This is a genomic window from Belnapia sp., from assembly GCF_059504005.1.
In genome coordinates this window covers 38,482-51,805 of the sequence record NZ_JCACHU010000179.1, presented here as the reverse complement: position 1 = coordinate 51,805, position 13,324 = coordinate 38,482, and the positions used below count along the sequence as shown (strand labels likewise).

At 73.9% G+C, this 13,324-nt stretch carries 17 protein-coding genes; 12 read left to right on the top strand and 5 right to left on the bottom strand.

Going from position 1 to position 13,324, the window contains the following annotated elements:
- The first annotated feature begins 56 nt into the window (after positions 1–56).
- Positions 57–281 (top strand): DUF2798 domain-containing protein, encoded by a 225-nt coding sequence (locus tag AC5JJ1_RS28325; RefSeq protein ID WP_495788465.1) that lies wholly within the window; start codon positions 57–59, stop codon positions 279–281.
- 3 nt (positions 282–284) lie between these two features.
- On the opposite strand, the gene AC5JJ1_RS28320 is transcribed toward AC5JJ1_RS28325, so the two are convergent.
- Positions 285–1,358 carry a YihY/virulence factor BrkB family protein gene (locus tag AC5JJ1_RS28320; protein ID WP_495788463.1) on the bottom strand — a complete coding sequence of 358 codons (1,074 nt, stop codon included), beginning with the start codon at positions 1,356–1,358 and terminating at the stop codon, positions 285–287.
- Between the two features lie 128 nt (positions 1,359–1,486).
- Between AC5JJ1_RS28320 and AC5JJ1_RS28315 the strand changes: the two genes are divergently transcribed.
- Entirely contained in the window at positions 1,487–2,470 is a 984-nt protein-coding gene (locus AC5JJ1_RS28315) for a Bug family tripartite tricarboxylate transporter substrate binding protein (protein ID WP_495788462.1), read from the top strand.
- Positions 2,471–2,507: 37 nt separating this feature from the next.
- Here the strand turns inward: AC5JJ1_RS28315 and AC5JJ1_RS28310 are convergent, their stop codons facing one another.
- The 3 genes from AC5JJ1_RS28310 to AC5JJ1_RS28300 form a co-directional block, all read right to left on the bottom strand.
- A complete protein-coding gene (locus AC5JJ1_RS28310) occupies positions 2,508–3,236 on the bottom strand; it encodes a response regulator transcription factor (protein ID WP_495788461.1) in 729 nt (242 codons plus the stop codon).
- Between the two features lie 73 nt (positions 3,237–3,309).
- Entirely contained in the window at positions 3,310–3,840 is a 531-nt protein-coding gene (locus AC5JJ1_RS28305) for a metallophosphoesterase family protein (RefSeq protein ID WP_495788460.1), read from the bottom strand.
- Positions 3,837–5,732, bottom strand: a complete 1,896-nt coding sequence (locus AC5JJ1_RS28300) for a DEAD/DEAH box helicase (protein ID WP_495788459.1) — start codon at positions 5,730–5,732, stop codon at positions 3,837–3,839. Before AC5JJ1_RS28300 ends, AC5JJ1_RS28305 begins: the two co-directional genes overlap by 4 nt.
- A gap of 323 nt (positions 5,733–6,055) precedes the next feature.
- Here AC5JJ1_RS28300 and AC5JJ1_RS28295 point away from each other — a divergent pair, with 323 nt between their 5' ends.
- The 3 genes from AC5JJ1_RS28295 to AC5JJ1_RS28285 are packed head-to-tail and all read left to right on the top strand — an operon-like array spanning position 6,056 to position 8,744.
- Entirely contained in the window at positions 6,056–7,237 is a 1,182-nt protein-coding gene (locus AC5JJ1_RS28295; RefSeq protein ID WP_495788458.1) for a DUF3734 domain-containing protein, read from the top strand.
- On the top strand, positions 7,237–7,929 hold the full coding sequence (locus AC5JJ1_RS28290; RefSeq protein ID WP_495788457.1) for an acetoacetate decarboxylase: 693 nt from the start codon (positions 7,237–7,239) through the stop codon (positions 7,927–7,929). Before AC5JJ1_RS28295 ends, AC5JJ1_RS28290 begins: the two co-directional genes overlap by 1 nt.
- A gap of 32 nt (positions 7,930–7,961) precedes the next feature.
- Positions 7,962–8,744 carry a 3-hydroxybutyrate dehydrogenase gene (locus AC5JJ1_RS28285; protein WP_495788456.1) on the top strand — a complete coding sequence of 261 codons (783 nt, stop codon included), beginning with the start codon at positions 7,962–7,964 and terminating at the stop codon, positions 8,742–8,744.
- Between the two features lie 19 nt (positions 8,745–8,763).
- On the opposite strand, the gene AC5JJ1_RS28280 is transcribed toward AC5JJ1_RS28285, so the two are convergent.
- Positions 8,764–9,672, bottom strand: a complete 909-nt coding sequence (locus AC5JJ1_RS28280) for a helix-turn-helix domain-containing protein (protein ID WP_495788455.1) — start codon at positions 9,670–9,672, stop codon at positions 8,764–8,766.
- Positions 9,673–9,928: 256 nt separating this feature from the next.
- Here AC5JJ1_RS28280 and AC5JJ1_RS28275 point away from each other — a divergent pair, with 256 nt between their 5' ends.
- Genes AC5JJ1_RS28275 through AC5JJ1_RS28245 form a run of 7 tightly spaced genes read left to right on the top strand, consistent with a single transcriptional unit; the run spans position 9,929 to position 13,265 of the window.
- The gene (locus tag AC5JJ1_RS28275) at positions 9,929–10,186 is read left to right on the top strand and encodes a hypothetical protein (RefSeq protein WP_495788454.1); all 258 of its coding nucleotides are present in this window, start codon (positions 9,929–9,931) and stop codon (positions 10,184–10,186) included.
- 40 nt (positions 10,187–10,226) lie between these two features.
- Positions 10,227–10,409, top strand: coding sequence for a hypothetical protein (locus AC5JJ1_RS28270; protein WP_495788453.1), 183 nt, complete (start codon positions 10,227–10,229; stop codon positions 10,407–10,409).
- Positions 10,410–10,417: 8 nt separating this feature from the next.
- A complete protein-coding gene (locus AC5JJ1_RS28265; protein ID WP_495788452.1) occupies positions 10,418–10,558 on the top strand; it encodes a hypothetical protein in 141 nt (46 codons plus the stop codon).
- Positions 10,555–11,610, top strand: coding sequence for a Rieske 2Fe-2S domain-containing protein (locus AC5JJ1_RS28260; protein ID WP_495788451.1), 1,056 nt, complete (start codon positions 10,555–10,557; stop codon positions 11,608–11,610). The genes AC5JJ1_RS28265 and AC5JJ1_RS28260 overlap by 4 nt, the downstream gene beginning before the upstream one ends.
- The gene (locus tag AC5JJ1_RS28255; RefSeq protein WP_495788450.1) at positions 11,607–12,353 is read left to right on the top strand and encodes a hypothetical protein; all 747 of its coding nucleotides are present in this window, start codon (positions 11,607–11,609) and stop codon (positions 12,351–12,353) included. The genes AC5JJ1_RS28260 and AC5JJ1_RS28255 overlap by 4 nt, the downstream gene beginning before the upstream one ends.
- Positions 12,350–12,562 (top strand): hypothetical protein, encoded by a 213-nt coding sequence (locus tag AC5JJ1_RS28250; protein WP_495788449.1) that lies wholly within the window; start codon positions 12,350–12,352, stop codon positions 12,560–12,562. Before AC5JJ1_RS28255 ends, AC5JJ1_RS28250 begins: the two co-directional genes overlap by 4 nt.
- On the top strand, positions 12,555–13,265 hold the full coding sequence (locus AC5JJ1_RS28245) for an SDR family NAD(P)-dependent oxidoreductase (RefSeq protein WP_495788448.1): 711 nt from the start codon (positions 12,555–12,557) through the stop codon (positions 13,263–13,265). The genes AC5JJ1_RS28250 and AC5JJ1_RS28245 overlap by 8 nt, the downstream gene beginning before the upstream one ends.
- Positions 13,266–13,324 lie beyond the last annotated feature (59 nt).

Sequence of the window (13,324 nt, the reverse complement as noted above, 5' to 3'; positions counted from 1 at the left end):
GATCCACAATCCAACGGACCCGTCGCCAGCAAACCCAAACCCGACAGGCTGCTAGCTTGTTGTTTGGTCTGAGGGCCGGTGCCTCTCCCGCTGGTCGTGGCCTTCTTCATGGCCGGCGTGGTCCCGGCGCTGCTCAGCCTGGTCAATCTCGGCCTGCGGGCGGAGATGTCCCGCTGCTGTGGCTGGCGAGCTGGGTGCTCGCCTGGTGCTTCGCCTTCCCCGCCGCGCTGCCGGCGATCCCCGCGGCGCGGCGGATCGTCGGCGGGCCGACGACGGGGTGAGCGTCAGGCGACGGTGTCGGCCATCTTCGCGCCCCGCGTGCCGATGGGCCGCTCCGGGCCGCTCGTCGTGTCGCGGGCGGTCTGGTGCTCCATCTCGGCATCCAGCTCGGCGCCCACCAGCACCACCGTCGTCGAGAGCCAGATCCAAGTCATGAAGCCGACCACGGCGCCGAGCGAGCCATAGGTCTCGTTGTAGCTGCCGAAATTCGCGACGTAGTAGGAGAAGCCGACCGAGAAGGCGACGAAGCCGATGGAGGCCGCGAAGCTCCCCCAGCTGACCCAGCGCCACTGCGCGCGGTCGCGGTTCGGGCCGAAGCGGTAGAGGGCGGCGAGGAAAAGGCCGATCACCGCCAGCAGCACCGGCCACCGGCCGAGGCCGAGCAGCGTGCCGAGCTGCCCGTCGATGCCGAGCAGGTGCAGCGCCACGGGCAGCACCACGACGCCCGTCATCGCCAGCAGGATGAACAGGATGCCGCCGAGGGTGAAGGCCAACGTCAGCGCGGTGCGGAGGAAGAAGCCGCGCCGCTCCCGCTCGTCGTAGACGACGTTGAGCGCGTCGACCATCGCCTTCATCGCCTGGTTGGCCGACCAGAGCGAGGTGGCGAGCCCGATCACCGCCCCGAAGCCGAGGCTGCTGCCGCCCTTGGAGACGATGCGCTGCACCTGCTCGTTGATGATCTCCATGCCGCCGCTGGGCACGATGGCGGCGACGGATTGGAGCTGGTCGCCGATCGTCGCCGGGTCGGCGAAGAGGCCGTAGATGGAGATCATCGCGCCGATCGCGGGGAAGAGCGCGAGCAGGGTGTAGAAGGTGACGCCGGCGGCCTCGCTCAGCAGCCGGTCCTCCGAGACCTGCGCGGCGGTGCGCTTCAGGATGTCCCACCAGCCCCGGGCGGGGATCTCCGTCGGGTGGGTGGCGTCCTGGCCGCGGTCGCCGGCCGGGGCGGCGGGGGCACCGGGGCGGTGGGCGCGCTGGGGCTGGCCCTTCTGGCGGCTGCCGGTGAGGAGCAGGGTGGCGCCGGCCACCAGCGCGACGGCGGTGGCCAGGAAGGCATTCGGCTGGGAGTCGGACCGCATCTCGGCTCTCCAAGGATCGGGATTCGAATCCGTCAACGCGCCGGTTGCGCTTGGGTGCCCGGTGGATCGCGAATTGCACGGCAACCGTTTCCGGGGCCTGCTGCGGGGATCGACCGGGAGGGATGCGGATGATGCGACGCCGATGGCTGCTGGCCGCCCCGATGCTTGGCGCGCGGCCGGCCGCGGCACAGGGCGGCTATCCGGAGCGGCCGGTGAGCCTGGTGGTACCCTTCCTCGCCGGCGGATCGACCGACATCGCGGCGCGGATCATGGCCGAGCGGATGGCGCCGCAGCTTGGGCCGGGCGCGCGGATCGTGGTCGAGAACCGGGCGGGGGCGGGCGGCTCGGTCGGGACGGAGTGGGTGCGGCACCGGCCGGCGGATGGCTACACGCTGCTGCTGGCCAGCGCCTCGGCGCTCGGGACCAACCCGGCGGCGCTGCCGGAGCAGACGCCCTACGACCCGGTCGAGGACTTCACCCCGGTCGCGCTGGTCGGCGGCGGGCCGATGGTGCTGGTGGTGCCGGCCGCCTCGCCCTTCCGCGACCTGCGGTCGCTGCTGGACGCCATCCGCGCCAGGCCGGGGCAGATGACCTGGGCGACCTCTGGGGCAGGCGGCATCGGCCACCTGACGGGGGAGTACCTGAAGCTCCGCGCCGGCGGGCTGCGCGCGGAGCACGTGCCCTACCGCGGCGGCTCGGCGGTGATGGAGGCGCTGGCCAAGGGCGAGGTCAACTACTCGCTCGAGGTGCTGGCCTCGGTCGCGCCGCATCTCCGGGACGGGCTGTCGCGCGGGCTGGCGGTGAGCTCGCTCCGGCGGCATCCGCTGTTTCCCAGCATCCCGACGCTGGACGAGAGCGGTCTGGCGGGCTTCGAGATCACGACCTGGAACGTGCTGGTCGGTCCGCGCGGGCTGCCGGAGGCGGTGGTGGCGCGGCTGGCCGCGGCGGCGGGGGCGGTGCTGGCCGATCCGGCGGCGGCGGCGCGGCTGGCCGCCGCCGGCGTCGATCCGGCCGGGCCGGGGACGCCGGCGGCGACCCGGGCCTTCCTGGCGGCGGAGCGGGAGAAGTTCGCCGGCATCGTCGAGCGGGCCGGGCTGCGGCTCGGGCGGTGATGGCCGGGCGCGGGCCCGGCCATGACGCGGCGGCTGGTCAGGCCGCGCGGCGGGCCATCATGCGCGAGGTGGCGACCGGGTTCAGCCGGTAGCCGCCGCTCTCGGTGACGAGGAGGCGGTTGTCGGACGGGTCGGTCTCGATCTTCTGCCGCAGGCGGTAGATATGCGTCTCCAGCGTGTGCGTGGTGACGGCGGCGTTGTAGCCCCAGACCTCGCTCAGCAGGATCTGCCGCGGCACCGGCCGGCCGCCGGCGCGGTAGAGGAATTTCAGGATCGCCGTCTCCTTGTCGGTCAGCCGGACCTTCCGCTTGCGCTTCGGCTCCAGCAGCATTCGCGCGCTCGGGCGGAAGATGTAGGTGCCGATCGGGAAGACCGCGTCCTCGCTGTTGTCGAAGACGCGGAGCTGGGCGCGCATGCGGGCCATCAGCTCGGAGATGCGGAAGGGCTTGGCGATGTAGTCGTTGGCCCCGGCATCGAGGCCGCGGATGACATCGGCCTCGGAATCGGCGCCGGTCAGCATGATGATCGGCATGCGGCGGCCCTCGCGGCGCAGCGCGGCGCAGAAGTCGCGGCCGTCGCCATCGGGCAGGCCGACGTCAAGGAGGACGAGGTCGTAATGCGTGTCGGCCGCGAGGCGGCATTCGGCCTCGGCGAGGCACTCCGCCTGGTCGGGGACGAATTCGCAGCCATAGCCCAGCTGTTCCGCCAGGGTGGCGCGCAGCATGGCATCGTCCTCGACGATCAGCACCCGGCGAAAGGCGGACATGGGTCTTCTCCGTTCTTTGTTCCGATGACGCGGAGGTTAATCTTCGGGCCATCGCAGCCGGATGTGAGGCAGGTCACAAAAGCATCGACCTTTGTCGCAAATGTCCCGTGCGGCGGCGGGACAGGATCTCCGCGAGGGTGACGGGGCGGAAGTCCCAGGCGTCGACGCCGACATCCGTCTGGCGCGGCAGGGGCTTGAGGCGGCCATGGCTGTGGCCGTGCAGGTCGAGCCAGCCGCGATGCATGTTGCGCCAGCTGCGGAAGGCGTAGTGGCAGAGGACGAGGCCGTGGCCCTCCAGCATCAGCTCGGCATAGGGCTGGATGCTGGACCAGCCGGCGAGGGCGAGGGTCGCCGGGCCGTCGTTGTTGCCGGTGACGAGGTGCTTGCGGCCGTGCAGGCGGGCCAGGAGCGCGGCGAGCGCCGCGGGCTTCGGGCCGATGGCGAAGTCGCCGAGATGCCAGACCTCGTCCTCGGGCCCGACGGCCGCGTTCCAGCGCTCGACCATCGCCGCATCCGTCTCGGCCACCGAGGCGAAGGGGCGGCGGTAGAGGGCGCGGGCGCCGCCATGGCCGAAATGCGTGTCGGCGGTGAAGAAGACCGTCACCGTGTCGCCCTGCGCCCGACGGGCGGGCGCCAGTCGCGCCGCTGGCGGGCGGCCCAGCCGAAGCGGTGGTCGCCCTCCAGCAGGTGCAGGTGCTCGCGCAGCCGGTTGCGGCCGAGCCAGGCCATCGCCGCCTCCAGCTCCTCCACCGACATCTCGCCCCGTCCCTTGCCGAGCACGCGTTTCAGCGCGGCATTGTAGGCGTGGTAGAGGCTGGCGCCGCGCGGGATGGCGCCCGAGAGGCCCTCCGCCGAATCCTCCACCGCCTGGGCCGCGACGAGATCGCCGAGCTGGTGGCGGAGCTGGCGCTCGGCGCGGGACGGGGTGAGGAGGTCGGCCTGCGGCTCCTCCGGCGCGCGGGCGGCGGCGAGGCCGGCGGCGAGGTCGGGGCCGGGGCGGAGCGTGCTGAGGCGCAGCGTCAGCGCATTGCTCTCGAGCGGGATGATGCCGTGGCGCTCGCGGGCCTCGGCCAGCTCGTCCTCCAGCCAGTCGGGCAGGGCCAGCGCCGGCTGGCGGGGCGGGCGGCGGTCGGGCTTGGCGCGGGTGCCCTGCTCGCGCTCCATCCGCCAGCGGAAGCGGGCGAAGAGCGGGTCGTCCGGGTGGAAGACCAGGGCGCGCTGCTGCTCGTAGGGGCCGGCGCGCGGATCGACGCGGGTGGCGCGGGCGACCATCTGCTCGAGCCAGGGGCGGGAGCGGATATGGGTGAGTGCGGCGACCACGGCGACCTCCGGCGCGTCCAGCCCCTCATAGGCCATGGCGACGGTGACGAGGATGGAGGGCTCCGCGGTCAGGCGGAAGGCGGCCAGCGTCTCCTGCGCGCCGGGCTCGTCGGAGACGGCGAGCGCCGTGCTGCCTGCCTGGCCCGGCGGTACCCACTGGCGCAGCAGGTCGAGGTAGCGCCGCGCCTCCCGCTGGTCCGGGGCGACGACCAGCAGCTTGCCGAGGCCGCGCGGGGTGTCTTCGGGCGCGGCGCCGAGGGCGCGGCGACGCTCGGCGCGGAGGCTGCGCGTCGCCAGGAAGGCGCGGCGGAGCAGGCCCTCGGCGAAGCCGGTGCGCAGCGCGGTGAAGAGGGCGGGGCGCGTTGCCTCGTGCGGGGCGGGGGCGCGGAGGCGGTGCGGGCCGAGGCGCGGGCGCTCGCCGCCGCCCTCCGGCTCCGGGCCGAGCCAGGCGGCCTCGCCGTCGAGGGCGCCGAAGGAGACGGGGAGGACGGCGCGCTCGGCAAGCGCCCGGGCGCGGCTGTAGCCGACCACGGCCCAGCCCGGTGCGGCGAGGTCGACCTCCTGCTTCCCGCCGGCGGCGCGGCGATAGGGCAGCCAGAGGATGCGGCGGCCATCGGCGCGCTCCAGCGTGCCGGAGAGCAGCAGGCGCACTCCGGCGAGGGAAAGCAGCGGCTCGATCGGGGCGGACCAGGCGGCGGCCGCGTCGGCGGCATGGTCGCGGCCGCCGGCGGCATCGGCCTCGGCGAGCGCCGGGAGGTGGTGGACCTCGTCGACGACCAGCAGGTAGCGGTGGCGGCGGAAGGCGGCGAGGTGGAGGTCGGGCGCGGCGGCGATGCCCTGGTAGGTGGTGACGTAGCCGGCAAGGCCGCGGCAGGGGTCGCCCGGGCTGTTGTCGGCGGCGCGGACGGAGAGGGCGTGGCCGAGCGCCTCGCGCCAGGCGGGGTCGGCGAAGGCCTCCTCCGCCTGGAGGCGGAGGCTGTCGCGCGGCACCACCCAGCAGACCCGCTCGCAGAGGCCGGCGCCGATGAGCGCGTTGGCGGCGAGGACGGGGAGGAGGGACTTGCCGCCGCCCGGCGTCACCGCGGCGAGGATGTCGCGCAGCCCGCCGGCCTCGCCCGCGGCGATGGCCTGGACGATGGCGAGCAGCTCGCTCTGGTGGCTCCGGAGCGACCTCATGGGCGGTGCGAATCGGACACGCTAGAATCTTGAAAGCGCATGGAATCCGTGTCGAGCGCTTTCGCGCCGCGCGATTCGGGCGCCCTCCGCTGCGCCGGGGGGCGCAGCCCGGATCGCCGCGCCCGATGCGGTGACATGCGCGGTCGACGTCGTCGCCCAGGCGGGTGTCGGCGGGACGGGGAATCCGGGACCGAGCGCCTGCGCGCCGCCGGGCGGATATGGCGTGCCCGGATTTCTGCGGCTCGTGCGGTAACCGACAAGGCTGCGCCCGCGAAACACAGGGGCACCGGCCACCGCGGCCGGCCGTTCGCAGGAGATCGAGCATGGCAGGTCCCGTCGCCCCGCGGCAGTTGGACGGCTACGACAAGGCGGTGGCGCTGGTCCTGCAAGGCGGTGGCGCGCTCGGCAGCTACCAGGCCGGCGTGTACGAGGCTCTCGCCGGCTCCGACTACCGGCCGGACTGGGTGGCCGGCATCTCGATCGGCGCGATCAACGCGGCGATCATCGCCGGGAACGCGCCGGAGCGCCGCGTGGAGCAGCTGCGGCGCTTCTGGGAGACCATCACCGCGCCGCCCGCCGCCTGGCCGTCCTGGATGGAGGATACCTTCGCCCTGCTGCCGCAGCATCGCCGGCAGTTCGGTGCGGCCAATGCGCTCCTCTTCGGACAGGCGGGATTCTTCGGGCCGCATTCGCCCGCGGCCTGGCTGTTCGGGGCGCCGCGCACCAGCCTCTACGACACCACCGCCCTGAAGGCGACGCTCGAGAGCCTGATCGACTTCGAGCGGCTGAACAGCGGCGAGACCCGCATCAGCGTCGGCGCCGTCAATGTGCGGACGGGCAATTTCGCCTATTTCGACAGTGCCGAGATCACCATCCGCCCCGAGCACGTGATGGCGAGCGGCGCGCTGCCGCCCGGCTTCCCTGGGGTCGAGATCGACGGCGAGCTGTACTGGGATGGCGGCCTCGTCTCCAACACGCCGCTGCAATACGTGCTGACCAAGCTTCCGCGCCGCAGCCGGCTGACCTTCCAGGTCGATGTCTTCCATGCCCGCGGTTCGGTGCCGACGAGCCTGCTGGAGGTCTTCGAGCGCGAGAAGGACATCCGCTACAGCAGCCGCACCCGCGCGGCGACCGATGCGATCCGCCAGATTCACGATGTCCGGCATAACATCAACACTCTTTGGGCGAAGCTGCCGGAGGAGCTGCGCGCGACGCCCGAAGGCCGGTTCCTCTACGACTTCGGCTGCGTGACCACCATGGACATCGCGCAGCTCATCTACCGGCCCAAGGAAAGCCAGGGCCAGGCGAAGGATTACGAGTTCAGCCGCGGCACCATGGAGGAGCGCTGGGCGCAGGGCCGCGCCGATGCGGCGGCGACCCTCGCCGCGGCGCCCTGGCTGGCGCCGATGCCGCCCGAGCTCGGCGCGCGCACCTTCGACGTGCAGGGCGACCCGAAGCCGCCTGCCCTGCCGCAGGCGCCCTCACGCCGCCGGGTGACGGCCTGATGCTGGCCGAGGACGTCCTCGGCGGCGCCTTCGCCGTGCCGCGCACCAGCCCGTCCTACCCGATGGGGCCCTACAGCTATGTCGACCGCGAGTACCGCACCATCGCCTATCGCGGCGACCCGGAGGCGCTGCGCCTGCCGGAGGCGCGGTTCCAGTTCTTCCGGATGCCGGACAGCACCGGTTTCGGCGAGCATGCCGTCGCGGCGCAACTCATCCCCGTCTGGCTGCCGGGAGGCGAGGCGGGCGGCTCCGTCCATGCGACGTACATGAATACCCACACGGCGAATTCCGGCGGGCGGGAGCTGCGGGGCTTTCCGCAGAAGCTGGCCCGCCCGTCGCTCGCGGTCACGCAGCTCGGCACGCTCGACTTCGGCCCGGCGCCGTTGGCGCGCGGCAGCATGGGCTTCAGGCACCGCACGGTGCCTGGGGCAGAGGCCCTGGCCGCGTCCGGCATCCTGCTCAAGACCATCCCGCATGCCGACGGCCGGCCGCGCATCCGCGAGCTCGTGCGCTTCCGCCTCCCGGACATCGCGCTGAAGGGCGGCTGGACCGGGCCCGCGGCGCTGGAGCTCGCACCGCATGCGCTGGCGCCGGTGGCGGACCTGCCGGTGCGCGAGGTCCCCTCCGCCACGCATCTCGTTGCCGCCCTTACGCTCGAACTCGGCGAGGTCGTGCACGACCAACTGGGCTGAAGCCCCCATCCCTTGTGTCGAGGAGCCCCATCATGGGCCGCTTGCAGGATCAGGTTGCCATCGTCACCGGCGGGGCGAGCGGCATCGGCCGTGCCATCGCGCACAGGTTCGCCAGCGAGGGCGCGGTCGCGGTCATCGCCGACCTCGCCTTGCCGGCGGCGGAGGCGACGGCTGCCGAATTCGCGGCCGAGGGGCTTCGCGCCACCGCGGTCGCGATGGATGTCAGCAACGAGGCGGCGGTCGAGGCGGGCATCGCCGCCATCCTCGCCGCGCATGGCCGGATCGACGTGCTGGTCAGCAATGCCGGCGTCCAGATCGTGCATCCGCTGGAGAATTTTCCCCTGGCCGACTGGAAGCGGATGCTGGCCATCCATCTCGACGGCGCCTTCCTCACGACGCGCGCCTGCCTGAAGCCGATGTACGCGGCCGGGCGCGGCAGCATCGTCTATATCGGCTCGGTGCATTCGAAGGAGGCGTCGGTGCTGAAAGCCCCCTATGTCACCGCCAAGCACGGGCTGGTGGGCTTTGCCCGCGTGGTGGCGAAGGAGGGCGCCGCGCGCGGCGTCCGGGCCAACATCGTCTGCCCCGGCTTCGTCCGCACGCCGCTGGTCGAGAAGCAGATCCCGGAGCAGGCCCGCGCGCTCGGCCTGACCGAGGCGCAGGTGGTGCGCGACGTCATGCTGAAGGAGACGGTGGATGGCGAGTTCACCACGGCCGAGGATGTCGCCGAGGCCGTGCTGTTCTTCGCCGCCGCCGGCAGCAACGCGGTGACCGGCCAGTCGCTGATCGTCAGCCATGGCTGGTGCATGGAGTAGGAGGCCGGCCGTGCCCCGGTCAGCGGCTGCTCCGCCGGTAGAGGCCCGGCGTCAGCCCGGTCTCGCGGCTGAAGGTGGTGGTGAAGCTCGACTGGTCGGCGAAGCCGCAGGCCTGCGCCACCTCCGCCAGCGGCAGGGCGGTGTCGGCCAGCAGCTCCCGCGCGAGGGCGATGCGGCAGGCGGTGACATAGGCCCGCGGCGACAGGCCGGTGGCGCCCTTGAAGGCACGGCTGAAATGGTAGGGCGAGAGGCAGGCGCTGGCCGCCATGGCCTCGAGCCCGAAGGGCTCGGTGAGATGCGCCGAGACCCAGTCGCGCACCCGGGCCAGCCGCGCCGCGGAGAGGCTCGGGCCCTTCGGCGCGGCGGGTTGCCCAGGCGTGGCCAGGCGCAGCAGGGCCGCGACGAGGGCCATCAGCGCGCCGTCGTTGAACAGCCGGGCATGCGGGCCGTCCTGCATCGCCTCTGCCCAGATCATGTCGAGCAGGCGGGCGATGGTGGCGGAGCGGAAGGCGCTGCCGTGCAGCGCCCCGAGATCGGCGCCGCCCGGCAGGCCGTGGCGGGCCCCGGTCTCCTCGGCCAGCCGAGCGACGAGGGCGACCGGCAGGGAGACGAAGGATTTCTGGTGGCGGGCGTCATTGGCGAAGTAGGTGGCAACGCCGGGCGGCGTCACGTCCAGGTCGCCGCGGCGGAAGGGCAGCTCGGCCCGGCCGGCGCCGATGTCGAAGCGCATCCGCCCGGCGCCGCTCTCGTTGATGGACAGGGTGAAGGCCGCGGTCGGCGGGTCGGGATACTCGCCGGCCGGCTGCGTGAACCGCACCAGCGCGACCGGCGCCGTGCCGGCGAGGCGGAAGGACTGCACGAAGGGCGCGTAGCAGCCGGTGCGGTAGAATTCGGCCATGCTGTCGTATTGCGGCCCTGGCTGGTCCATGGCGCGTCTCCTGGCGCGGCCTGCCGGCCCGGCCGGCGGCCCGTGCTCTTCGCAGGTGCAGCATCGCCGTGGCCGGCGCGGCGCGTCAACCTCGGCCGCATGGGGCGGGGGCGGCCAGAACCCGCAGCCGGGCACAATTTCACCGCAGCGTCACGCAAGACCGGCCTGCCTCGTCCCGGCATCGTCCCGCCGCCCCCGCCCTTGCGGCGGGGCAGGACGGGCGAGGACACCGATGGGGCGGGCGATGTCACCCGAGATGCAGGTCCTGCAACAGCGCCTCCGCGAGGCGCAGGAAGGGTCGGAGGCCGCCTACCGGGTGGTGCTGGGCTGGGCGGCCGAGCGGGCACGGGCCCGCTGCGCGGCGCGGCCGGCGCCGGAGGAGGCGGTGCGGGCCGCGCTGCTGTTGCTGCACAGGCTCCGGCACACCTACCAGCCAACGCGCTGCCCGGCCGGCTGGGTGGACGGCGTCATTGCGCTCGCGCTGAGGAATGCAAGGTGGAACGGGCGGCTTTGAGCAGGCTAGGCTCCGGCCGCCGCAGGAGAGGGCCGTCACGGTGTTCCTGACCTTAGCCATGGCCTATGGCACGACCGGCCTGCTGGTGGGCCTCGCCTTCCTGCTGTTCGGGCTCGACCGCCTCGATCCGGCGGCGGCGGGCGCCTATGCCTTCCGTCCGCTCCTGCTGCCGGGCCTCGCGCTGCTCTGGCCGCTGGTGCTGTGGCGCTGGCTGCGGGGCTGAGCGGCGCGATGCGGCTTCGCCATCGCAGCCTGCACCTGCGCATCTGGCTCGGCATGGCGGTGCTGCTGCCGGCCATCCTGCTGGGCGCGCTGGCACTTCGCCTGGCCGGCGGTCCAGCGGACCCGCCGCAGCGCATAGCGCCGCCATGAGCGCGCGCTACGTCCCGGTCGGCTGGACGCCGGCCAAGATGGTCTACGACGCCGTGCTGCTGCTGGCGACCGGCGGCTACCTGCTGGCCTATGCCGGGCTCGGGCCGCTGCTGCAGGATCCGGCGCGGCCGCTCGACGGGGCGAGCCTGCTGATCAAGGCGCAGGGCAGCTGCGCCTTCCTGCTGCTGACCCTCGCCCTGGCGATCGGGCCGCTGGCGCGGCTCGACCGAAGGTTCCTGCCGCTGCTCTACAACCGCCGGCATCTCGGCGTGCTCACCTGCGCCGTCGCCCTCTCGCACGCCCTGTCCGTGCTGGACTGGCACTTCGCCTTCAGCCCGACGCCGCCGCTCGCCGCGCTGTTCTCGACCGAGCCGGGCCTCGGGCAGGTGCCCGGCCTGCCCTTCCTGCCCTTCGGCATCGCGGCCCTGCTCATCCTGGTGCTGCTGGCCGCGACCAGCCACGACTTCTGGCTCGCCTTCCTGACGCCGCCGGTCTGGAAGGCGCTGCACATGGCGATCTACCTGGCCTATGCCAGCGCGGTCGCGCATGTCGGGCTGGGCTATCTCCAGGCGGCGACCAACCCGGCGCTGGCCATCCTCGTCCTGCTCTGCTGCGGCATCTTGGTGGCGCTGCACCTGGCCGCCGGGCTGCGGGCGCGCGCGGCGGACCGGCGGATCGCGGCGCCGGCCGCGGAGGCGCCCTGGGTGGTGGCCGGGCCGCCCGAGGCCATCGCGGAGGGCTGCGCCATCGTGGTGCGCCCGCCGGAGGGCGAGCCGGTGGCGATCTTCCGCCATGAGGGGCGGCTGTCCGCCGTCACCAATCTCTGCGCCCACCAGAACGGGCCGCTGGGGGAGGGCAGGGTGGTCGATGGCTGCATCACCTGCCCCTGGCACGGCTTCCAGTACCGGCTCGAGGATGGCCGCGCCCCGCCGCCCTTCACCGAGAAGCTCGCCACCTACCGGCTCAGCCTGGAGGGCGGGCAGGTGCTGCTCGACCCGCGGCCCAACCCGCCGGGCACGCGGGTGGAGCCCCTGCGGGTGGGGCCCGCATGAGCGGCGCGGAGGAGTTCTTCATCGGCTGGCGCCGGCGGACCGGGCCGCGGCTCGGTCGCTTCCTCGCCGGGGCGGCGCTGGCGGTGCTGGCCGGCGCGGGGCTGCTGGCGCTGGCGCTGGGCGCCGCCGCGGACGATCCGGCGGGGCGCAGCTTCGCCCTGGTCCCCGGTGCCGCGGCGCCGCCGCCGCTGGGCGATGCGGCGCTGGAGGGGGTGATCACCCTGCAGCCCTATCCGCTGCTGCACCTGGCGGATGGCCGCAGCGTGCTGCTGGCCGAGGACGGCAAGCGCGGCGCCATGGTCGACCCGGCGCTGGCGGGCCGCCGCGTCACCGCCGAGGGCTTCGTGCTGAGCCGCGGCGACATCGCCATGCTCGTGCTCGCCGGCCCGCCGCGGCCGGAGGGCGGGCCGGCGGCGCCACCGCCGGTCGAGCGGCTCGGCCGCTGGCGCATCACCGGGGAGATTTGTGACAGCAAATGCGCCGCGGGCGGCATGGTGCCGGGCACCGGCCTCGCGCACCGCGCCTGCGCCACGCTGTGCCTCGATGGCGAGCTGCCGGCGCTCTTCGTCTCCACGGCGCCGGTCGCGGGCAGCGCCTTCCTCCTGCTCGGCGCGGCCGACGGCACGCGGATGGCGCCGGCGCTGCGCGACCGCATCGGGCTGCGCACGACGCTGGAGGGCGCGGTGGAGCGCCAGGGCGGCATGCTGGTCTTCCTCGCCGATGCCGCCGGGGACCGCCGGTGACGGGCCGCGCCGCGGCGGCGACGCTGCTCGCCCTGGCCCTGGGCGGCCTGGCCTGGTGGCTGGGGCTGTGGCTGTCCGAGCGCCTGCCGCTCGGGCCGCTCGGCCTCCTCCCGCCGCTCGGCCTCGTCTTCCTGGCCCTCGGCGCGGCGGAGCGGTACCTGGCCCGCCTTGCCCCACCCCATCAGGACGGAGACGAACCCCATGGCTGACCCGCAGCAGGTCGCGCTGGTGACCGGCGCAGCAGGCAATGTCGGACGCGCCCTGGCCGGGCTGCTCGCCGTGCGCGGCGTCCAGGTGGCCGCCCTCGACCGCAGCGCGGCGCCGCTGCAGGCCGTGGTGGAAGCCTTGCCCGATCCGTCGCGGCATCTCGTCGTCGCCGGGATCGACCTGTTCGACCCGGCAGGCTGCGAGGCGGCGGTGGCGCAGGTGCTGTCGCGCTACGGCCGCCTCGACATGGTGGCGCATACCGTGGGCGGCTTCGCCGCGGCGCCGGTCGGCGAGGCCGCGCCCGCGCTGTGGGAGCAGATGTTCCGGCTCAACCTTGTGACGACCGTGAACCTCTACCGCGCGGCGACGGCCGCGATGCGCGCGGCCGGGCGCGGCAGCCTGGTCGCGATCGGCGCCATGGCGGCGCTCAGGGCGCCGGCGGAGCTTGCGGCCTATGCGGCGGCCAAGGGCGGCGTCCTGCGCCTGACCGAAAGCCTGGCCGAGGAGCTGAAGGCCACGGGCATCCGCGTGAACGCCGTGCTGCCCGGCACGATCGACACGCCGCAGAACCGCGCCGCCATGCCCGATGCCGACCCTGCCGCCTGGGTCCGGCCCGCGGAGGTGGCCGAGGCCATCGCCTTCCTGCTCTCGGATGGCGCGAGCGGCATCACGGGGGCGCTGCTGCCGGTCGTGGGGCGGGGATAGGCCGAGGCGGGGCCCTGCCTGGCCGGTTTTGCGGGACCGGCAAGCCGTCGCCTCCGTCC